The organism is Planktothrix agardhii (assembly GCF_904830935.1).
Lineage (GTDB): Bacteria > Cyanobacteriota > Cyanobacteriia > Cyanobacteriales > Microcoleaceae > Planktothrix > Planktothrix agardhii.
Map to the genome: position 1 here is coordinate 2146761 of NZ_LR882952.1, position 21412 is coordinate 2168172.

Here is a 21412-nt window from a genome sequence, read left to right on the forward strand (position 1 = left end):
TTGCATTTACATCAATTCTAATACAGAATTTTTCCTTAACCATTGGGCTAAAGATTCTTGAGTTTCTTGGTCAGTTGCCAACCCTTCCATGATTTGCACAACCTCGATTTCTGGAACTTCTAATAAATAGCCATTCACCAACAAAAAAGTTGCCATTACTGCAAAAGCTGTGCGTTTATTACCATCAATAAACGGATGATTTTTAGCCAAACCATAACCATAAGCCGCAGCCAGGTCAAATAAATCAGGTTGACCGTAAGCAAATAAATGTCTGGGTCTGGCTAAACTCGCAGAAAGGAGATTTTCGTCCCTGAGTCCTAAACTACCACCATGCTGCTGAATTTGATCCTGATGGATGACTCTAACAATTGCTTCAAAAATCCATAAGGGTTCATTCACTGGGCTAATTCCCTTAACGCATTTTTATACTTTTTGCTAATCACTTGATAAGCTGCCATTGCTTTGTCAAATTCAGATTGATCAATAGTTGAGGAATTATCGGAGTGATTATTCTGTGCTTTTTCGGCGAGAGAATGCAAAAAAACCAGGGCTTCTGCTAACAGTTCATCAGGTAATTCTCTGGCTAAGGTAACGATTTCTTGACGCATTTCTTGAGTCATGGTTATTGCCTATTATATTTTAAATTATTAAGGATTGAGTCACGGCTGATTTACGTCAATCACAATGATTATAACAAACTTGAAGAAACTTTTTCAGCAAACTCAGGAACTTCTCGCCTTAATAAATCCAGCAATTGTTCTACCGTAAGTGGTGGCTTTTTTAACACACTAGCTTGTCGCTGAATCACTTGGACAATTCTCTCAGAATCTAAAAAATATAAAGAACACAGAAAACTATCCGATGAGATAGCTTTCACGTTCCAATATTCCAATTCACTAGCGGGAAAATGCTTAAGATTTTCCGTCACAATTACTTCAGCTTTAGCAACCACCGCCGTTGCTAAAACATGGCGATCATCTGGATGATTAGTCATTTGATCAATTAATTGATTACCGATAGTTACCATTGCTTCTGGAAATGCTTGTTTGATTTTTGTTTCTAAATTATTAGCCTTCTCAACCGTCATTCGTTTTTGACCGATGAGATTGCGAATTGCGCCATTTAAAATTTCCTGTGACCAATATGGGCGATACAAACCCGCACTGGCTACCCGTAACAAAGTATCACGCAAATACATCGGAAACAGAACACATGAATCTAAAACAGCAGACATCTGATCACTTGGGTCAATTGCTAAAATATCTGCTTTACTCATAAAAACCTTCTTCTTGACTGATTTCTATAATTTCGTCTAACAGTTTTTCCCTGGCTTCATCTCGTTTTATTTTGTAATCCATTAAATCCTGTAAGGGAATTTTTATTTCTGAATTAATCGCGACATCAGAAATAACTCCTGCTTCTAATAGTTGCAACAAATGAGCATGGGAAACCTTAAGAATATTCGCTGCTGTCTCAGTTGTTACTTGATAATCTGGAGGTAAAACTGAAACGGCTTTCCCTGATTCCATTACTTGAATAATTTGTCGTAACAGCCGATAAATTGATTCAGAAATAAGGGCTTCCTGACCATTATTAAATATTAATTTTGCGGGTGCTATTTCTGAATTGAAAAATTGAGCTATTTCGGCAATTTCTTCTCGGTCTCCTATTGTTAATAAAAATTCCTGGCTTGATCCGGTTTTTTCTAACATATTAATATTCCTCTTAACTTATCAAATGCAAGGGCGTTCCTACGGTTACGGGTTTCTCAATCTTTGCCTGTCCTACTAACCCATCACGGGAAATCATTTTCACTTTTCCTGTACCATTAATAGCAGTAAATATTGTTCCCGTTGTCACCTTTCTTAAATCAATTCCCCCTAACCATAATTGGGCAGTTTCCCCACTTACTGCCGTTACAACTGCTTGGGCGGGAGATTGGGGAGAATTAATAAAATAGGGCAGTTGTTGTTGATACCCACTCCCCACTTTAACTTCATAACGGGGAACTTGGTTGTATCTTTCAGGAATTTCTGGGAGAATTTTTTGAAATACCCGTTCAATATTGTTGTCTTCTTGCCAGAGATAATAAGTTAGTAAATAACTAAATAGACCGCATTGAAAACCATTAATATTTTCTTCCCGCGCCAGTTGGTTTGGGGAATTTGCTGCTAATACGACCCCTTTAGCTACCCCGGTTTGATAGCCTTTAACAAATTGTTCAGGAGATAAATTTAATCGCGATAACCACTGTTGCTGATAGTTTTTTTCATCAGAAGAAACTAAAATATTTTCACCTCCGGCCCGGGAACGCACCCGGACTTCTCGGGTTGCTCCACCGGAAAAACAACTATCTAAAACCACCGTCACATTTTCGGTTTTCAGGGCTGACATTAATAAAAATAAGGTATGTCCCATAATATCTTGGACAACTCCCCCAACTTCAGGATATCCGGTGGGTAAGTTACTATTAATAGGAACAAAGGTTCCATTTAATCCTTGTCTATCTCCTAATCGGGTTATAATTGGGTCAGGATCAAAAATCCGAGAACCATGCCCAGAATAGTGATAAACCACAATATCTCCGGGTTTAGCTTGTTTAATTAAATGTTCTTCAAAGGCGGTTAAAATTCCTGTCCGAGTGGCTTCTGTTTGGGGTAAAATATAAATATTTTTAGGATTAAATCCGAAGCGATGAATTAACAAATAGCGTTGTAAATCTATATCGTTGATACATCCTTCTAGGGGAGAGGAGGCATATTGATTAATCCCTACTAATAAAGCTAGTTTGCGGGGCGTACTTTGGGCTAGGACTTTGCCCGCTTGTTCAGTTTTTTGTCGGAATAGGAATTGATTAATTCCCAGAGTTGCTAGTGCTGAACTGGCAAATTTGAGGAAATAGCGGCGAGTGTTACGAGTCATGGTATACAGCCTTATCGTACTACAGGTTAAGTTATTTTTGAAGGGGGTTACTTAACATTATAGTCTTTGCTAATATTAGATAACCCAGGGGATAGGTTACAGTTGATCAACATCCATCTTGCAAAAATAGACTTTTTAGCTTGACCGACGGGAATCCTCACACCATACCGCTTAGGTTGGTGTGGGATGAAAGGCGCGATCTGCTGAGGATTCCATCTCTTCGCAATCTCAAAGCTATGCTTTGAGCAGTGGGCAGATGGATGACGAGACGAACAAAAAACTTTTTTAATTGTTCGATCATTTGTGATAAAGTAACACTAATTGAGGCATAAGCTGTTCAGCATCTAAATTGGTCATGCAGAAATCTTGAATCTTATGCAGTGCGAGCGTCCTCGCTCGCTGGAATATACAGTTTAAATGCACAACAGCTTATTAGTCACAACTCAATGAAAGTAACATATCAGTACCAGTTCTATCCCGACACCAATCAAAAGATCAGCTTAAACCAATGGCTGAGAATTTGCCGTTATTGGTACAATCGCCAGTTGGGAGATCGCTTTGATTGGTGGGAAATGAATCGTACTGCTATCAATGCTTGCCCATTAAAAACTAGCATTGCTGCTCCCAGAGAAAAGCCTAATTACTACCATCAAAAACAACAATTGCCAATTCTTAAAAAAGACTTAGTAAAAGTATTTCACAGTGGCGAGTTGTTGGATTTTAAGCAGGTAGATTCAACTGTACTACAAGATGTCTCTAAGCGAATAGATAAAGCCTTTGAAAGATTCATTGTCGGTGACGGTAAAGGTACAAAATCGGGCAGACCCCGATTCAAAACTGAAGGCGACTACCGAACCATGACTTTTTCAACGGCGGGTAATGATTGGATTAAATTGATTCGTAAGAATTGGGTTTATATTCGATTACCCAAATTAGGAATTGTAAAAGTTCGGATGCACCGCCCAATTCCTAGTGGGTTTGTTGTTAAGCAAGTAAGTGTCACCAGAAAAGCTGACGGTTGGTTCATTCAGTTAATTCTTGAAGACATTTCTGTACCTCAATTCACACCAGATCAAGTTATTCCCAATCTGCTAAATCGGGACTCAATAAATCCTGGCTAGATGCTGCATTTGGGCAATTTTTTACGACGCTGAACTACATAGTAGAAAAAACTGGGGCAGTCGTCATTTCACAAAAACCTGCTTATACTTCAATGGTGCTCAGTTATCGGAATGAGATGATTTTCACCGATTGTAGTATCCGAGACTATTGGGATGAGCAAAATTCTTTGATGGTTGATCGTGATATCAATGCTGCGATTAACTTGAAAAGACTGAGGTTGGGCATTTTCCCCAGTATAAAACGCCGTAGTGGGAATCTTTCTGTAGTTGGTTCTATGGATAACAGTACCATTAAGGAAATCTTGCATACCCTTCATCGGGCTGCTAAGAAGCCCACATCATAATCTGTACTCAGATTTGATGTGGGAGTATGTCACTCAATATTGAAGATATTACCTTTGTTAATATTCTATCCATGTCAGACTCAAACCCAAAAATTAACCCGTCTGAACGGGGATATCTGACGCTTCTCCTCCCCGTCGCAGTCGTTTTGTTTATCCTCCAGAAAGCATTCCCCTTAGCGATTTTAACCGTTGGCGGATGGGGGTCTTGGCGGATGTGGAAATATTATCAACAGCGTCAACAAAATCAGTTGGCGACCTTGGATGAGGTATTTTATCGGTTAATTCGGGAAAACCAAGGACGAATTACGGCCTTAGATTTGGCCATGCACACCCAACAGTCGGGGACAAAAGTACAGGAATATCTCGACCAACGGGCTACCGAATTTGCCGCCCAATATGAAATTACCGATGTGGGCGGGATGATTTACTATTTTCCCACCGCCCAACCGTCTCAGATCGTTGTAGACCCTCTCCCGGTTGTTTCTAAACCAGAAAACCCTAATTCCGTGGTTTTATTCCCCGTCAACCCGGCATCTAGTTCTATTTTACCCGAAACCTTGAATCAGTCGGAACTCGCCCAACGGTTAGGGGTACATCCAACGACCCTCAGCAAGTGGAAAACCAAACCGGAATTTTCAGTCTGGAGTTATCAACGTGACCCCGATGCTATCTGTTGGAGTTACTCGGCGGAAACGAAACGGTTTTCTTCCCAAAAGTCTCACAAAAAAATTAGCAAAATTAGTGAATTAATGAAGAAAAATAAAGTTTAGGACTTATGCAAATTCAATTGTTATAATGATTTCGTAGTTGTACCCAAATTATTATGCGTCCTTTTCGTTCTCAACCCCCTATTTTACCAAAAATTAGTACCATGCCTCGCCAAAAAACCGAAGCAACCCTCTACCGCAGTTTATATCAATTAGCGGTAGAGAAAAAACGCTTACAAGAGGAGTTAGAAAGTTTAGGACAACGTTTTGAAACCGTTACTCAACGTTTACAACAAATTGAAACTCAAATCCAAGGGTTAGAAACTGACGTTAAACAAATTGCCCCACCCAAACCCCCGGAAACCAAACCAAACCAACCATCGACTCCAACTCCTACTAAAGCTGAACCCGGTTCGGTTTCAACTTTTACTTTAGACTATTAATTGGACGGAAGAATAGAAAAAAAATTGATAATTGAGGGAAACACGAAGACACGAAGGAGGAGAGGAGAGGAGAGTTTTGATTTAATTAGCTTAATCTATTTCATCATTTTCTTGGTTTGCTTCATCTTCTAATGCTTGAATTTGTAGTAATAATTCCTCTTCTTGAACTTCAAAATCTTCTTCTGGAATATCCCCCATATCAAAAGCCAACTGGAGCGCCAATAACCGCTTTCCTAAGTTTTCTTTGTCATCAAGTTCGGCTTCCGCCCGTTCTAGGAGTTGTTCACCAATCCAGATTACACCCTCAAAGGGTGCTGTGATCGGAGATAGCAATAATCGTAATATCATAACGCCTCGGATTAGGGGTTGAGTTGGGCAAAATTAAACGGGGCTGTAAAGTTATTATAGCGAATTCGGAGGCGGTTATTAAAATGGTGATCCAGTTCTTCTATTTTATCCCCAAATTGGGGTTCTATATCCCAAGGAATTAAATAGGCAGCGTTATAAATCATGGCACTGGTTAAGTTATCATTTTCGACAATTTCTTGTGCTAGGGGGTTTAATATCTGTTGAAATTTATCGATAATTCCCTGTTGACGATCTTGCATCGCCCGTTCAATTTCTTGACCGATACCGATAATTTCATCCATACTCAGACGTTTACCTTCTAAGCTATCGCGTTTTTCCCTTAATTCCTGATTTTCTGTCATTAACAGGTTTAATTCTTCGGTTTCTTCCCAAAATATTTTTACCCCTACTTCCTGTTTTCCTTCTAATTTATGAAACAATTCTTTTAACCGATCTTGATAGGGAATAATTAATTGTGCTTTGACATGATCCCAATCTTTTACAATTAATCCAAATTGCAAGGGTAAAACGCTTCGATAGCCATGTTGCATCACTTTTTCTAATACGTCTTCATGGCCTAATAGGTTGCGCCGACTGGCTAAATAACGTTCCTGTTGAGTCTCGGAATATAAAAAGCTAAACTCATCAACGGGATGGGTTTGTATCGGTTGTTTATCTAACCCATGCAAGGCTAAAGGTCGGACTCGGTTAGTCGGTAAAATCCCATATAAATATAAACCATTTCCCATAATTGAACCCCCATTAATTAAACCCTTGGACTGTGTAAGTGATCGCACCAACACCTATTATAAACCTTAATGTCAAACTCTCTAATATATAGCAATCCTATTTGAGTTGTGTTTAAAATCCCTGATCAAAAGGGAACACCGGAACAGCCCCCCCAAACCCCCCGTGGGGGCTAGGGGGGGAGGGATCTGGGGTAATACTTCTGGCCGTTTCATATCAGTATCGAAATGTTACAACCTATTTAGGATTGCTATAGCAGAGGAAATGATACAAGAGTTAGAGAGGTTTGGAGGTTAGGACTAATCTTAGTTTTGCATGAATTAAGTTGAGTTGTGCTAACCCTAAATCTACACTTCCCTCGACCACAATTCCCGTATTCATTAACCGATCTAATAATTCTAAAATCGAAGGATTTTGGGTATTTTCCCCTGGATAATAGCTTCCTGATTTGGGTAATAATGTGCCAAATTCCGATAATTCAATATTCAAGTCTGTCGGGTCTATTTCAAAGATTTCGCACAGTTTTAATACCTGAATTTCTAATTGTTGTAAACTCTGTGCCGCCCGATCTAATTCTTCTTCACTGAGTGTATTTCCTTCCATCCGTCGAATGACTTGGGCTTCCATTAACTGTCGAATTAGTTCCACCAATGTCAACACCAATGGCGCTAAACCCGCATCTTTTCGAGAAGATTTCGGCGTAATAATGGTTTCTATCGAAGGTTCAGAAGATGACATTTGTTTAAAATGCTATGGTTGTAATATTTTATCGTAGGGGTTTGATCTCCAAACCCTCTTTGCTTCTCTACCTGGGTCTACCTAATGTTGTAATATAAAGCACGGCTTCATCCGTAGGAATACCCAATACTTCATTCACCTGATCATCAAAAAATCCCCCAATTCCACTAACTCCTAAACGCAGATAAACAGAACCTAAATTCAAGCGTTGTCCGAGATGACCTGCATCTAAATGTAAATAGCGGTAAACCCGATCTCCATAATTGGCGATCGCTTTTTTCAAATCCGCCGTATGAAATAATACCGCCCCTGCATCCCGTCCTAAATCCTGTTGTAAACACAAATAGTACAACTCCTTACGAAAATTCTTAAAGCGAATTTGCCTTAATTCTTGGGCTTTGGGAGCATAATAATAACACCCATCCTCTAAACCAGAGACTCCAGAAACCGCAATAAACGTTTCAATTAAACTCAAATCAAAATAATCTGGAGAACCATCTAATCCTTGATGAATATAATGGTATCGTAATACCATAACACACCTGATTAAGATCTGAGTTGGGCAAAATTAAACGGGGCTGTAAAGTTATTATAGCGAATTCGGAGGCGGTTATTAAAATGGTGATCCAGTTCTTCTATTTTATCCCCAAATTGGGGTTCTATATCCCAAGGAATTAAATAGGCAGCGTTATAAATCATGGCACTGGTTAAGTTATCATTTTCGACAATTTCTTGTGCTAGGGGGTTTAATATCTGTTGAAATTTATCGATAATTCCCTGTTGACGATCTTGCATCGCCCGTTCAATTTCTTGACCGATACCGATAATTTCATCCATACTCAGACGTTTACCTTCTAAGCTATCGCGTTTTTCCCTTAATTCCTGATTTTCTGTCATTAACAGGTTTAATTCTTCGGTTTCTTCCCAAAATATTTTTACCCCTACTTCCTGTTTTCCTTCTAATTTATGAAACAATTCTTTTAACCGATCTTGATAGGGAATAATTAATTGTGCTTTGACATGATCCCAATCTTTTACAATTAATCCAAATTGCAGGGGTAAAACGCTTCGATAGCCATGTTGCATCACTTTTTCTAATACGTCTTCATGGCCTAATAGGTTGCGCCGACTGGCTAAATAACGTTCCTGTTGAGTCTCGGAATATAAAAAGCTAAACTCATCAACGGGATGGGTTTGTATCGGTTGTTTATCTAACCCATGCAAGGCTAAAGGTCGGACTCGGTTAGTCGGTAAAATCCCATATAAATATAAACCATTTCCCATAATTGAACCCCCATTAATTAAACCCTTGGACTGTGTAAGTGATCGCACCAACACCTATTATAAACCTTAATGTCAAACTCTCTAATATATAGCAATCCTATTTGAGTTGTGTTTAAAATCCCTGATCAAAAGGGAACACCGGAACAGCCCCCCCAAACCCCCCGTGGGGGCTAGGGGGGGAGGGATCTGGGGTAATACTTCTGGCCGTTTCATATCAGTATTGAAATGTTACAACCTATTTAGGATTGCTATAGCAGAGGAAATGATACAAGAGTTAGAGAGGTTTGGAGGTTAGGACTAATCTTAGTTTTGCATGAATTAAGTTGAGTTGTGCTAACCCTAAATCTACACTTCCCTCGACCACAATTCCCGTATTCATTAACCGATCTAATAATTCTAAAATCGAAGGATTTTGGGTATTTTCCCCTGGATAATAGCTTCCTGATTTGGGTAATAATGTGCCAAATTCCGATAATTCAATATTCAAGTCTGTCGGGTCTATTTCAAAGATTTCGCACAGTTTTAATACCTGAATTTCTAATTGTTGTAAACTCTGTGCCGCCCGATCTAATTCTTCTTCACTGAGTGTATTTCCTTCCATCCGTCGAATGACTTGGGCTTCCATTAACTGTCGAATTAGTTCCACCAATGTCAACACCAATGGCGCTAAACCCGCATCTTTTCGAGAAGATTTCGGCGTAATAATGGTTTCTATCGAAGGTTCAGAAGATGACATTTGTTTAAAATGCTATGGTTGTAATATTTTATCGTAGGGGTTTGATCTCCAAACCCTCTTTGCTTCTCTATCTGGGTCTACCTAATGTTGTAATATAAAGCACGGCTTCATCCGTAGGAATACCCAATACTTCATTCACCTGATCATCAAAAAATCCCCCAATTCCACTAACTCCTAAACGCAGATAAACAGAACCTAAATTCAAGCGTTGTCCGAGATGACCTGCATCTAAATGTAAATAGCGGTAAACCCGATCTCCATAATTGGCGATCGCTTTTTTCAAATCCGCCGTATGAAATAATACCGCCCCTGCATCCCGTCCTAAATCCTGTTGTAAACACAAATAGTACAACTCCTTACGAAAATTCTTAAAGCGAATTTGCCTTAATTCTTGGGCTTTGGGAGCATAATAATAACACCCATCCTCTAAACCAGAGACTCCAGAAACCGCAATAAACGTTTCAATTAAACTCAAATCAAAATAATCTGGAGAACCATCTAATCCCTGATGAATATAATGGTAAGGTTGATAGGTAAAATCTAAAAGGGCTAGAAGTTCATTTAACATTAATTCTGCCCCAGTGTAACCTCTTGTAGACCTCCGTTTTAAAATAGTTTTTTCTAAACCTGATAAATTTTTACCCCAATCAATTGAACTTGTCACCGTTGAAATTTTTGTGCAAAACGGAAAATTATATTTATCTTCTAATATTCCGTCAGTTTCTAGGAGTTTCCAACCTTGACTTCCCGAAGAATCTGTTTCTAACTTAGTAGATTTATGTAAATAAGCCAGCAGTTTTCCATCGGGAATATTAGGGTAATCTATATGAGTTTCCGAGGGTAAAGCTGTTCTTGAAATCGGTAAATTTTCATTGATTTCTAATAAATCTGCTAAGGCTAAAACCGCGATCGCTCCTTCAGCATCCGTATCCAAATATAACAATTGATTCAGAATATCATCCCCAAATCCTCCGATTAAATGGGGTCGATAATCATTCATCGCCGCCATTAATTCAATATTACCTAATAAATGACCCGTATCTAAACAAATTCGCCGATAAGCTCGATCTTGATAGCGCCAAGAAGAACGGAAAAAAACCGCCGTTGTTATCAATGCTAAATGGGTATTTTCTAATGCTGGATGCCAAAAACAAGCATTTCGTAAATCAGGCCAAACTTGATTTTCCCAAAATTGAACTAAAGCATGGGTTTGGGCTTGGTAATGATATAAACCCGGCGATAAAATTGCCGTCCCCCTGGAAATCAAATAAATTTCCGCAGGATACAAACCACCCGCCGAAGGTGCCGCCCTCAGATAATGGACTCCCGCCACCGTGGGGAGTTTTGCCGTTAAACCATAACTATGCAGCAACAAATGGGATAAACGCTGCCAAAGTCGGATTTTAGGATCACTAGATACGGCTTCGTCTGTGTCCCGCAGGTAGGGTTTAAGATCAAAGACTGTACCGATTTTATACTCTTTAAAAGGAATGGGCTGTTTTTCCCAGTCCAAGGTCTGACTTTTCAACCCTAGGGTTTCAGGGTCATATTTCGTGCGTTCATGGTAGTGTTGGGCAATGGATTTCGGAGATTCTGACATAAGATTAACCTGATGCAGAAGAATAACGCTTTTCTTTAGTGTAGACTTTTCTTTTCAGTTTCTTCCTATTTTCTGAAATTGATTTCTACTTTTGGGAATATTTGGGTGATTGACTCAACCCAACATTTTGAAACAGATCTCGCTACACCAGATCAAAAGGACAAAGCCACAGTGATCACAAAAATCAATCACTGTGCTAGTCTTTTTCCATCCCACAAAGCTAATGTCTATCATCAGTTACATCATTGACGTTTGCCATCGCCATCTCTCCCAAATGGTTATTGTTAATACAAATTTCTCTGATTACAAGAGTTCCTGAAATTCTGGATCATCTCCTAGGGTTTTTAACACCTGTTTAATATCTTGAGTTCGATCTTTTTTAGCAATAAGGGTGACATTTCCATCCCGCACAATCACTAAATCCTCAATCCCTAAAGTTACAACCACATCTTCATCACTGGAACTAAATAAAATTGTGCCTTTCGTATCTAAACCAATATGTTTAACCAATTCTACGTTAGGTTTATCTCCCCCTAATAATCGTTCTAACCCATTCCAATCCCCTAAATCATCCCAGCCAAATTCAACGGGTAAAACACAGGCTTTCTGGGTTTTTTCCATTAAGGCGTAATCAATACTAATTTTTTTCAACTCAGGATAAGCGTCTTTTCCTTTCAATTCTAAGGCGCTAACTAACTCAGGAAGATATGTTTTTAATTCTGCTAAAACCACACCGACACGAAATACAAAAATTCCACCATTCCAACTAAATCTCCCGGTTTCTAAGAAATTTTCTGCCGTTTCTCGATTGGGTTTTTCAGTAAAACGAGCCACTTTATAAGCGGGAAATCCATCAAAGATTCCAATTTCTTCCCCCTGTTCAATATAACCATATCCAGTGGAAGGATATGTGGGTTTTACCCCCAAAGTAACAATCACATCTTGGGTTTTTGCTAATACCTCCGCCGCCTTTAAAGTTTGGCGAAATTTCTCCGGTTCCGCAATCCAATGATCCGCCGGAAAAAACCCAATTACTGCTTCTTCCCCGTAACGTTTTGCTACTTCTAAAGTTGTCCAGGTTAGGGCAGCGGCGGTGTCTCGTCCTTCGGGTTCTGCTAAAATATTGGGGTGGGGTAATTGGGGTAATTGAGTTTGAACTCCCGACTCCAATAAAGCAGAAGTTACGACCCATAAACCCTCCCAACTTTCGGTTAAAGGTAATAACCGTTCGGCGGTAGCTTGCAATAAACTAATCCCACTACCATCTAAACTCAAAAATTGTTTGGGTCGATGTTTCCGACTTAGGGGCCAAAACCGTTCACCTTTTCCGCCAGCCAAAATCACAGGAATCATACTTAAAATTTAATTTTTTTCCTCATAATTTATTCTAAATAATTAACAAGAAAACGTCAATAGTTGAGAGCAAAAAATCAACAATTATTAATTATGTATATTCACGGTTTCCTTAGATAATTCCTGTTCTAAAGTTGCTTTGACTCGTAACCATTCCGTTTCCATTTTAGATAACCCAGTCGCGGCTTTTCCCGATGTAAAACATTCCAAACTTGTGCCATTTTCTGCGGCCATTCCTGCCCGTCCCATATATTCTAACTCCTTGCACAACTGGGAAAAAGTCAGGGCTCCTAATTGAGCACTACTGGATTTTAGGGTATGGGAGGCTTCTTTTAACCCTTGGATATCTTGGGTTTTGATCGCCGTTTGAATTTGGGTAATTTTTTGGGGAGTATCGGCTAAATAATCCTGAATTAAGGTATTGACAAAGGGATCATCTTCATCATCATATTCCCTTAAATTTTCTAATACTTGTTGATCAATTGCCGAAGATTCTGGAATATTACCATTAGAATTAACCAGAGATTCCGAAGATAAATTAGAATAGCCGTTACTGCCAAAATCCGATAAATCCTCTAAGGTTTGATGACCATTACTATTCTCAATTGGTTGACATTGGGAGATGGCTTTAGCCAGTTCTTCCCGACGCACAGGTTTAGTAATATAATCATTCATACCAGCGACTAAACACATTTCTCGATCGCCTTGCATAGCATTAGCGGTCATCGCAATAATCCAAGGTTTATTAGGGCGATCGGCATATTCTTCACAGATCCGCCGAGAGGTTTCTAAACCATCCATTAAGGGCATTTGAACATCCATCAAAATCACATCATAATATTGTCGGTTTAAAGCTTCTAAAACCTCTAATCCATTTCCGGCAATATCAGCACGATATCCCAATCTTTGTAACATTTGAATTGCCACTTTTTGGTTAACAACATGATCTTCTGCCAGCAAAATTTTTAAATTACTAGAAGGGGTAACAGATAACGTATTTGATCCTCCTAAAGATTTCCCAGGTTCTTGAATAGCACTTTCTATAGACTCACCCAAAATTTGAAGCAAAGTATTATAAAACTGTGATTGTTTCAGAGGTTTATTAATAAATCCGGCACAATTAATATTACTGTGTTCTACCTGTTTAGCCAAATCGGTATTCACCACATAATTAAAGAAGGTAATATTAATTGGTTTCTGTTCTGGGAATATTTCCGCGCGGCTTCGTTCCCAATCTCGAATCCGTTTAGCTAAATTAATCCCATCAACATCAGCCAAATTCATGCCTAAAATAATCAAATCAAAATCAGGATTATTTTTTAACACATTTAAGGCTTCATGTCCGGTTTTAACTGAAATAGGAATCATGCCCCAAGATTTAGCTTGTCGGATTAAAACCGTTTGATTAATTCCATGATTTTCCACAATTAATAATCTCTTACCCACCAGGAAACCGGAAAGTTCATTGGCTTCAATTTTTGTAATTGCTTCCACTCGAATAGTAAAGTAAAAAGTTGAACCTGCATCTAACTCAAATTCCTTAACAAAATCATCGGGAGGATTGCCAGTTATTGTCGAAATAAAAGATTGATTGTCAGTATAAGAATTGGATTGAGATCGACTCACCACCCACATTTGTCCCCCCATCATTTCACATAACCGTTGACTAATAGCTAATCCTAAACCCGTGCCTCCATACTGACGAGAAGTGGAAGCATCGACCTGAGAAAAGGCTTTAAATAAACGATCCATCCGATCGGCAGGAATCCCAATTCCGGTATCCTTAACCGCAAACTGAATATCATAAATTTTATGGGCTATTGTTGGGGCAGTATTAAGGTTAATTGGAAGATTAGTTACCTCCGAAGCTTTCACCGAAACTACCACCTCTCCTTGGGCGGTAAACTTCACCGCATTACTCAGTAAATTCACTAAAACTTGGCGGAGTCGGGTCACATCGCCCAAAATAATTTGAGGGGTAGAAGGTTCAATTAAATAGGCAATTTCCAGACCTTTTTCTGCGGCTTTTCCTGAAAGTAAATCTAGGGATTCTTCTAAACAATCTCGCAGTTTAAACGGATTAGTTTCTAAGTCTAATTTACCTGATTCAATCTTAGAAAAGTCTAAAATATCATTAATAATCGTTAATAAAGCATCGCCACTGGTGCGAATGGTTTCGACAAAATCCAATTGTTCCGGGGTTAAATTCATATCCAATAGTAACCCCGTCATCCCAATTACTGCATTCATCGGAGTACGGATTTCGTGACTCATAGTGGCAAGAAATTCACTTTTCGCCCGACTCGCCACTTCTGCGGCTAATCTAGCTTCTTCTAAATCTTTATTTTGTTCAGCTAATTGTTGACGATTTTTAACCTCTGCTTCTAATAGTTTAGCCTGGGCTAAGGTTAAACCAACTTGATTGGCAACATCTTCTAAAAATTCAATTTCTTCGGGTATCCATTGCCGCATTTTATCGCATTGATGCAGCATCATAATACCGTTAGCATCTCCTTGATAGGAAGTCCGAACCGCTAACATTGATTTTAACCCCATGCGCCGACATATCGGGGTAGAGGATTCTAATAAAGGTTCGGTAAAAACATCCACCGAAGCGATCGCTTGATCTTCAGCTAAGAGTTTTTTAATATAGGGATTATAACTTACAGAAATTTCAAAATTCAAGGTAGAATCATAACCGGATTCCAGATATTCTGCCACACAAGATAAATGGGCATAAGGGTCAGATCGATAGGTATAAATTGAACAACGATTTACCCCAAAAATTCTACCAATTTGCGTAGCAGTAGTTTGAAAAATCTCTTGCGTATCTAATTTAGAACGAACCTTATGGGTAATTTCTTTGAGTAATAATAAATGTTGATTTTGTTGTTGGAGAATTTCTTGAGAATGATCCCTAGCAATTTCATTGCCAATATAATTTGCCATTAATTCCATAATTTCTAAATCCAATTCTTGAAATGGGGCGCGGGAATTGCGACTCATAAAACTCAAAGTTCCATAGACCCTTCCCCCCACCATCACCCGAATACCAATATAGGCTTCTAAACGTCGGGTTTGATAGGCAGGATGGTCTTTCCAAGGTGATTGTTTAATTGATTCTAAACAAACAACATCCTCTGTTTTTAAGGATTCCCATTCAAAGGTTTGTTCAATGGCTAAGGTATCGCCCTTGGCAAATCCAAAAGGAAAATCATCAGCAAGATAGGAAGAAATAACTTCATATCGGTCGGCAAAAACTTTTCCCAGTAGACCAATATCCATACCAAACCGATGACAACCCAAACTCAAGATCGCACTAATTCGAGTTTTAAAATCCGTATTATTACTAATAGTAATTTTGTAGAATTGATGAATTAGTCTTTCTCTTTCTCTGAGATAATTTAACTCTTTAAACTGTTCCGCAATATCATTTAATGTTCCTAAAACTCCTAAAATATGTTTGTGTTTATCTAAAATTAATTGACCTGAAATTAAAACCTGGCGAGTTGCAGGTTGAGAAGACTTTTCGCCCCCTTCCTTCTCTTTAAGATTAAACACTAACATTCGGACATCAAGTTGTTCCGTTTTGGGACGACCTAACATTAAGGATTCAAACCATTCGCTAACTTTTGTCCGATCTTGAGAATAAATATAATTTACAAATGATGTCCCTAAGCTATTTTCTATGGTTAATCCCGTTAACTGCGTCCAGGCGGGATTTAAAAATATAAAATTTCCTTGACTATCGGTTTTAAACACAATAGATTTTAATTGCTGAATCGGATCATCAATGGGATAATTACCATTCAAGGATGGAGTTTTTTCTAAGTGATCAGATGCTAGATCAATTTGAGTCCCAATCAAGTGCAAAGGTTCCCCTTGTTCACTCCAAAACCCCTGACCTTGACTGCGTACAGATTTATATTGACCGTCTTTACACCGGATACGATATTCTATAATATATTCACTATTTTTCTTGGAAAAATAATCTTTTAGAGCGACTTTAACCAGTTTCAAATCTTGAGGATGAATCCGACTTAACCATTCTTCTCGGGTATTTTTAATCTCATGATCTTGATATCCTAACATGGCTTTCCATTGGGAAGAATATAAAATTTTATTCGTTTTTAAGTTCCAATGATAAATTCCTTCCAGATTTGATTTTAAAGGTTTCCTAACTGGATGATTTGAGGGTAAAGGCAAGGACTCAGGAGAAGATGGAGTTGCTTTTAATACCTCCTGAAATTGATGCTGCCAACTTAATAGGGTATTGTGCATTGATTTGGGTTGGAGAACTTGCAACAATAGGTTTTTAGGGGAGATGAGGGTGACGGGATTATTATGATCATCCACTAAAATTATGGGCAGTTGATAATAATATTTTCTCATTAAGTTTAATGCCGTTTTGAGGGAAACCTGCGATCGCAAAACCAAAGGCGGAGTATTACAAATCGTAATTGCTTTTACAGTTTTTAGATCCAAGCCCAATGCCTGCATGGAAATAATGTCATGGGAAGTCACAACACCCACCCATTTATATTGAGATTGTGTTCTATAAATCTGATCCCCTGTTAACTTAGAATTAGAAGGAGAGGTTTCTGTAATTACAATTTCATCCACACCATAGTTAAACATTAATTCCGTTAATTCTCGTAGAGTTGTCTCCCCCGATGTCGGCACAATTTTAGCAGCGGCAATAGGAGCAAGTTGATTCAGTTTAATTAAATGATCGGGAATAAAAAGATGATCCATAAGTTGTTGGCAACTGGGATGATATTCAGGTAACACCAAATCCGAGTTATCAGATAATTCTGTAGAAATTTCTTCAGAAACAGAGGGTAAATATCTAGCTATTTTTCTAGCTTCTGAATCTCTTAAAGAGAGTTTTAGAATAATTTTAGGACTAATGACCCCGACTAATTTTCCTTGATCATCAACAACTGGAAGCTGTTGAATTTGATGTTTTTCTAATATTCCCATCAGGGTAAATATATCATCAACCTCCGATTCTTTCACCGTGAGAAATGACCGAATCATAATTTGAGAAATTGGAAATCCTCGCAATGTATCTCCAATAGAATTAAGCTGAATAATATCTTGTTCTGTAAAAATTCCGATAATCGTTGGCTTTTGATTGACACTATCATCCGCTTCAATCACAAAAATACAACTAGAATGGGTACTACTCATCAACAAAATCACCTCGGATACAGGGGTTTCCGGTGTTGTGGTGAGGGGATAGCGGTTAATCGCTTGATAGACTGAGGGAATAAACATAGAAGGCTGATTGGGGTTGGTACTGAGTGGAATCAGGTTTGGGACTCGGTTTTGGGTAAACTGGGCTAATGATCAAAGAAAAGGGTTGAAATACCTGGGGGGTAACACCCTTTCCTACTACCAGCATATTGGTATTTTTAGTGGATGTCTTACCTAATTTTGCCGTTTACTCTAACTCTGGCAACCTTGTAGGCGATTTTTGGGGTTGAGATTTCGGGTGCTAGGGGCCAGAGGTATTGTAGAAGACAAAATCCAGATTGATGTTATCTTTGGAGATTAAACGAGAATCTTTACCTCTATTTTGGCTTCTTAATCGCCTTTAAATTTAAAATTTTTGATGGTATAGCAACCGCCAAGGCAGTTAAGACACCAGACGGATCTTGGAACCCAGACGGTAAAGTGTTTTCCCCCGGTGTTCCCTCCCCCCCAAGCCCCCCGTGCACGGGGGGTTTGGGGGGGCTGTTCCGGTGTTCCGGTGTTCCCTGCTATAACTTGACTGTGGGTTGTTCTGTTTGTCGCTGTTTCCTTGAATTTTTCCCTCTAATACAGGTTTGGTGTCAATCGACAAGGTTCAATCCTTTGTAAAACTTATTGTGCATTTGTTCTATGAAAATTTTAGATTCTCAAGGTCGTCTCTTTGGTAGGATTAGCATTCTCGATTTCGGTGCAGCTTTAGTAATTTTACTGGTGCTGTTTGGGATTTTCTTTTATCCAGGCACATCGGGTTCAGTGGCTCAAGTCGGTGTGACAACCCGCCCCGTGACCATAGATGTTTTGGTGGTAGGACTCAAAAGCAGTAACGCCAAAGAATTATTCAAAACCGGAGAAAAAACTAACTTAATTATTCGGAATCAACCCTATGGTCAAGTTACTTTGAATAAAGTCAATTTTTTACCCAGAATTATCCCCGTGACTCAACCGGATGGCACATTAAAAGCCCTACCTGACCCCACCGCCGATAATCTATTTAATAATAATTTGCTTTTAACCTTAGAAGGAAAAGGTCAAATCACCGAAAATGGCCCAGTTTTAGGCAATATTAAAATCAAAGTGGGTACTACCGTTGAACTTGACGGCAAAAACTACAACTTCAACGGTACAGTCATCGACGTCCGCGTTCAATAAACGGCAAATCCTTTGGGTAATTAATGGGTAATGGGTAATGGGTAATGGGTAATGGGTAATGGGTAATGGGTAATGGGTAATGGGTAATGGGTAATAGTTTACTCCCCCTGCTCCCACTGCCTCCCCTGCCTCCCCTGCTCCCACTGTCCCCTCTGCTCCCGTATGCCTTACAATCAAGGTTTGGACGGAATTAATTTCAAACAAACCCATGAGTGTAGCAGACGAGAAAACCGTAGTTCGGGATTATTTTAATAGCACAGGATTTGATCGGTGGAGACGCATCTACGGTGACGGTCAAGTGAATAAGGTGCAACTTGATATCCGTCAAGGACATCAACAAACCGTTGATCAAGTCTTAGAGTGGTTAAAAGCCGATGGTAACCTGCCGGGTTTAAGCATCTGTGACGCGGGATGTGGGGTGGGTAGTTTGAGTATTCCCTTAGCAGAGGCCGGAGCCATCGTCTACGGTAGTGATATTTCCGAAAAAATGGTTGCTGAAGCCTATTATCGGGCAAAAGACCGCCTGAACGTGATCCAGAAACTCAGCTTCACAGCCCAGGATTTAGAAACCCTACAAGGTCGCTATCATACGGTGATTTGTTTGGATGTTTTGATTCATTATCCCCAAAATCAAATTCCTGAGATGATTTCTCATCTGTGTGCCCTAGCCGAATCACGGGTAATTTTGAGTTTTGCTCCTAAAACCTTAGCATTAACTATACTCAAAAAAGTTGGGGAATTATTCCCAGGGCCGAGTAAAACTACTCGTGCTTACCAACATAAAGAAGCGAATATTGTTAAAATTTTTAGTGACAATGGTTTTTCGATTCAACGACAAACTATGATCGGGACTAGCTTCTACTATTCCCGGTTAATTGAAGCAATACGCAATACGGATTAGGAGACACAGAAAAGGGAACAGGCAACAGGCAACAGGCAACAGGCAATAGGCAATAGTTTGCTCCCCCTGCTCCCTGTGTTCCCCCCGCTAATGCGGCTTTAATGGTGTTCCACGCTCTCTCGGTGGGGAGGAAAAACGATGCAGTTCCTGAAGGTAATCACAGCGAGTTTATTAGTTCCGGTGGGAATGGGTTGTTTATTAGCGATCGCCACGGAATTAATGAGTCCTAATTCAACTGCTGATGGTAGACTCAGTATTATTTTAGGGGGATTAATTTTAGGTTTACCTTCCTTGGGAATTGGGGGATGGGTCGCATGGGAATGGTATCAAGAACGCCGTCAAAAAAATCAAGCTCGTTCTCGACGGATTAGTTCTATCTTTTGGCATTTAGTTAAAGTTCAAGGAGGGGAAATTAGTATCCAAAAATTAGCTCAATATACCCATTTATCCCGACTCGAATCTAAATTATTTTTAGATAAAAAATCTCAAGAGTTAAATGGCAAATTTGAACAAAAATCAAACGGTGAAATTATTTATCATTTCCACGTTGATTAGTATTTGTGGTTATTTTTATGATATCGTAGTAGAAACGCTGATAACCTGCGAGACACATCCAGATTTTTAACAAACAAATGGGCAGTGAAACAATTGTTCTTTTATCCAGTCGAGAAATCGAAAAAATGCGCCAAGCCGGACGTCTGGCGGTGCAACTGTTAAATTATCTCGAACCGATGATTAAACCTGGGGTGAGCACCCTAGAACTCAACGATGAAGCCGAAAGCTGGACACAGGAACATGGCGCTCGCAGTGCCCCATTGGGCTATCATGGATTCCCCAAATCAATCTGTACCAGCGTTAATGAAGTCATCTGTCATGGTATCCCCAACGCCAAACAGATTCTCAAAGACGGGGATATTATCAATGTCGATGTTACCCCCATCCTAGACGGCTATTATGGTGATGTGTCTCGCACCTTTTTTGTGGGGACGCCTTCGGCCATTGCCCAAAAATTAGTCGAAGTCACAGAAGAATGTTTAAGGCGAGGAATTGAAGCCGTTAAACCCGATGGACGGGTGGGGGATATTGGGGCAGCTATTCAAGAATATGCCGAAGCCCAGGGCTTTTCCGTCGTCCGGGATTTTGTCGGTCATGGGGTGAATACGGTATTTCATACCGCCCCCCAAATTCCCCACTATGGAAAACGGGGAAAAGGAAAACGTCTACGTCCGGGGATGGTCTTTACCATCGAACCCATGATTAATGAAGGGACTTGGGAAGCCAAAGTCCTAGAAGATGGTTGGACGGCTATCACCAAGGATCAAAAACTCTCCGCCCAATTTGAACATACCGTTGCGGTTACAGAAACAGGTGTGGAGATTCTCACCCTAGCAGACTAAGTGGATGTTACTTATTAACCCCTAAAAATCTATGAGCCCTCTCCAAAAAACTTATGTCCTTAAACTCTATGTGGCTGGAAATACGCCTAATTCAGTCCGGGCGTTAAAAACCCTGAAAGACATCTTAGAACAGGAATTTCAAGGGGTTTATGCCTTAAAAGTGATTGATGTGCTTAAAAATCCTCAACTGGCGGAGGAAGACAAAATTTTGGCAACCCCTACCCTCTCCAAAATTTTACCTCCCCCGGTGCGGAAAATTATTGGGGATCTGTCCGATCGCGAAAAAGTCTTAATTGGGCTTGATCTTCTTTACGAAGAACTAATGGATGAATGAAACTAGCCGATACTTTTTTGCTAACGTTTGTT

Annotated in this window: 22 protein-coding genes and 1 pseudogene; 9 read left to right on the plus strand and 14 right to left on the minus strand. The window is 39.5% G+C overall.

Annotated elements, in window-relative coordinates:
- Nucleotides 1-6 precede the first annotated feature (6 nt).
- The 5 genes from NMG88_RS09930 to NMG88_RS09950 form a co-directional block, all read right to left on the minus strand.
- Nucleotides 7-399: a type II toxin-antitoxin system death-on-curing family toxin gene (locus tag NMG88_RS09930; RefSeq protein WP_254035386.1), complete on the minus strand. Its 393-nt coding sequence runs from the start codon at nucleotides 397-399 to the stop codon at nucleotides 7-9.
- Nucleotides 396-620 carry a hypothetical protein gene (locus tag NMG88_RS09935; protein WP_235765983.1) on the minus strand — a complete coding sequence of 75 codons (225 nt, stop codon included), beginning with the start codon at nucleotides 618-620 and terminating at the stop codon, nucleotides 396-398. Before NMG88_RS09935 ends, NMG88_RS09930 begins: the two co-directional genes overlap by 4 nt.
- A 68-nt stretch (nucleotides 621-688) precedes the next feature.
- Complete coding sequence (locus NMG88_RS09940) at nucleotides 689-1276, minus strand: PIN domain-containing protein (RefSeq protein WP_227366656.1); 588 nt, start codon at nucleotides 1274-1276, stop codon at nucleotides 689-691.
- Nucleotides 1269-1712, minus strand: a complete 444-nt coding sequence (locus NMG88_RS09945; RefSeq protein WP_227366657.1) for a MerR family transcriptional regulator — start codon at nucleotides 1710-1712, stop codon at nucleotides 1269-1271. The genes NMG88_RS09940 and NMG88_RS09945 overlap by 8 nt, the downstream gene beginning before the upstream one ends.
- A 13-nt stretch (nucleotides 1713-1725) precedes the next feature.
- A complete protein-coding gene (locus NMG88_RS09950; protein ID WP_254035387.1) occupies nucleotides 1726-2922 on the minus strand; it encodes a caspase family protein in 1197 nt (398 codons plus the stop codon).
- A 446-nt stretch (nucleotides 2923-3368) separates the two neighbouring features.
- On the opposite strand from NMG88_RS09950, the gene NMG88_RS09955 reads away from it, so the two are divergent.
- From NMG88_RS09955 to NMG88_RS09970, 4 genes are all read left to right on the plus strand, one after another.
- On the plus strand, nucleotides 3369-4043 hold the full coding sequence (locus tag NMG88_RS09955) for an RNA-guided endonuclease InsQ/TnpB family protein (RefSeq protein ID WP_227381338.1): 675 nt from the start codon (nucleotides 3369-3371) through the stop codon (nucleotides 4041-4043).
- Between the two features lie 65 nt (nucleotides 4044-4108).
- Complete coding sequence (locus NMG88_RS09960) at nucleotides 4109-4387, plus strand: hypothetical protein (RefSeq protein WP_430204130.1); 279 nt, start codon at nucleotides 4109-4111, stop codon at nucleotides 4385-4387.
- Nucleotides 4388-4413: 26 nt separating this feature from the next.
- Nucleotides 4414-5157, plus strand: a complete 744-nt coding sequence (locus tag NMG88_RS09965; protein WP_051319781.1) for a helix-turn-helix domain-containing protein — start codon at nucleotides 4414-4416, stop codon at nucleotides 5155-5157.
- Nucleotides 5158-5210: 53 nt separating this feature from the next.
- The gene (locus tag NMG88_RS09970) at nucleotides 5211-5537 is read left to right on the plus strand and encodes a hypothetical protein (RefSeq protein WP_026794824.1); all 327 of its coding nucleotides are present in this window, start codon (nucleotides 5211-5213) and stop codon (nucleotides 5535-5537) included.
- A gap of 90 nt (nucleotides 5538-5627) precedes the next feature.
- Here NMG88_RS09970 and NMG88_RS09975 read toward each other — a convergent pair whose 3' ends face one another.
- From NMG88_RS09975 to NMG88_RS10015, 9 genes and pseudogenes are all read right to left on the minus strand, one after another.
- The gene (locus tag NMG88_RS09975) at nucleotides 5628-5885 is read right to left on the minus strand and encodes a gas vesicle protein GvpG (RefSeq protein WP_026794825.1); all 258 of its coding nucleotides are present in this window, start codon (nucleotides 5883-5885) and stop codon (nucleotides 5628-5630) included.
- Nucleotides 5886-5896: 11 nt separating this feature from the next.
- The gene (gvpF, locus tag NMG88_RS09980; RefSeq protein WP_346732947.1) at nucleotides 5897-6682 is read right to left on the minus strand and encodes a gas vesicle protein GvpF; all 786 of its coding nucleotides are present in this window, start codon (nucleotides 6680-6682) and stop codon (nucleotides 5897-5899) included.
- 226 nt (nucleotides 6683-6908) lie between these two features.
- Entirely contained in the window at nucleotides 6909-7370 is a 462-nt protein-coding gene (locus tag NMG88_RS09985) for a gas vesicle protein K (protein WP_026794827.1), read from the minus strand.
- A gap of 67 nt (nucleotides 7371-7437) precedes the next feature.
- Nucleotides 7438-7890, minus strand: a pseudogene (locus tag NMG88_RS09990) (SagB/ThcOx family dehydrogenase); the annotation flags it as partial.
- A 26-nt stretch (nucleotides 7891-7916) separates the two neighbouring features.
- Nucleotides 7917-8702, minus strand: coding sequence for a gas vesicle protein GvpF (gene gvpF, locus NMG88_RS09995; protein ID WP_346732948.1), 786 nt, complete (start codon nucleotides 8700-8702; stop codon nucleotides 7917-7919).
- A 226-nt stretch (nucleotides 8703-8928) separates the two neighbouring features.
- On the minus strand, nucleotides 8929-9390 hold the full coding sequence (locus NMG88_RS10000) for a gas vesicle protein K (RefSeq protein ID WP_026794827.1): 462 nt from the start codon (nucleotides 9388-9390) through the stop codon (nucleotides 8929-8931).
- A gap of 67 nt (nucleotides 9391-9457) precedes the next feature.
- A complete protein-coding gene (locus NMG88_RS10005) occupies nucleotides 9458-10990 on the minus strand; it encodes a SagB/ThcOx family dehydrogenase (RefSeq protein ID WP_254035389.1) in 1533 nt (510 codons plus the stop codon).
- 303 nt (nucleotides 10991-11293) lie between these two features.
- Nucleotides 11294-12343: a mannose-1-phosphate guanylyltransferase gene (locus tag NMG88_RS10010; protein ID WP_235751809.1), complete on the minus strand. Its 1050-nt coding sequence runs from the start codon at nucleotides 12341-12343 to the stop codon at nucleotides 11294-11296.
- Nucleotides 12344-12430: 87 nt separating this feature from the next.
- Nucleotides 12431-17623, minus strand: a complete 5193-nt coding sequence (locus NMG88_RS10015; RefSeq protein WP_254035390.1) for a response regulator — start codon at nucleotides 17621-17623, stop codon at nucleotides 12431-12433.
- A 606-nt stretch (nucleotides 17624-18229) separates the two neighbouring features.
- On the opposite strand from NMG88_RS10015, the gene NMG88_RS10020 reads away from it, so the two are divergent.
- The 5 genes from NMG88_RS10020 to kaiB all read left to right on the plus strand — a co-directional run bounded on the left by NMG88_RS10020 (nucleotide 18230) and on the right by kaiB (nucleotide 21380).
- On the plus strand, nucleotides 18230-18748 hold the full coding sequence (locus NMG88_RS10020; RefSeq protein WP_042155540.1) for a DUF4330 domain-containing protein: 519 nt from the start codon (nucleotides 18230-18232) through the stop codon (nucleotides 18746-18748).
- Between the two features lie 208 nt (nucleotides 18749-18956).
- Nucleotides 18957-19649, plus strand: a complete 693-nt coding sequence (gene bchM / locus NMG88_RS10025) for a magnesium protoporphyrin IX methyltransferase (protein ID WP_042155536.1) — start codon at nucleotides 18957-18959, stop codon at nucleotides 19647-19649.
- Between the two features lie 138 nt (nucleotides 19650-19787).
- The gene (locus NMG88_RS10030; RefSeq protein WP_026788633.1) at nucleotides 19788-20204 is read left to right on the plus strand and encodes a hypothetical protein; all 417 of its coding nucleotides are present in this window, start codon (nucleotides 19788-19790) and stop codon (nucleotides 20202-20204) included.
- Between the two features lie 77 nt (nucleotides 20205-20281).
- Nucleotides 20282-21046: a type I methionyl aminopeptidase gene (gene map / locus NMG88_RS10035; RefSeq protein ID WP_026796990.1), complete on the plus strand. Its 765-nt coding sequence runs from the start codon at nucleotides 20282-20284 to the stop codon at nucleotides 21044-21046.
- 31 nt (nucleotides 21047-21077) lie between these two features.
- Nucleotides 21078-21380 carry a circadian clock protein KaiB gene (gene kaiB, locus NMG88_RS10040; protein ID WP_026788631.1) on the plus strand — a complete coding sequence of 101 codons (303 nt, stop codon included), beginning with the start codon at nucleotides 21078-21080 and terminating at the stop codon, nucleotides 21378-21380.
- Nucleotides 21381-21412 lie beyond the last annotated feature (32 nt).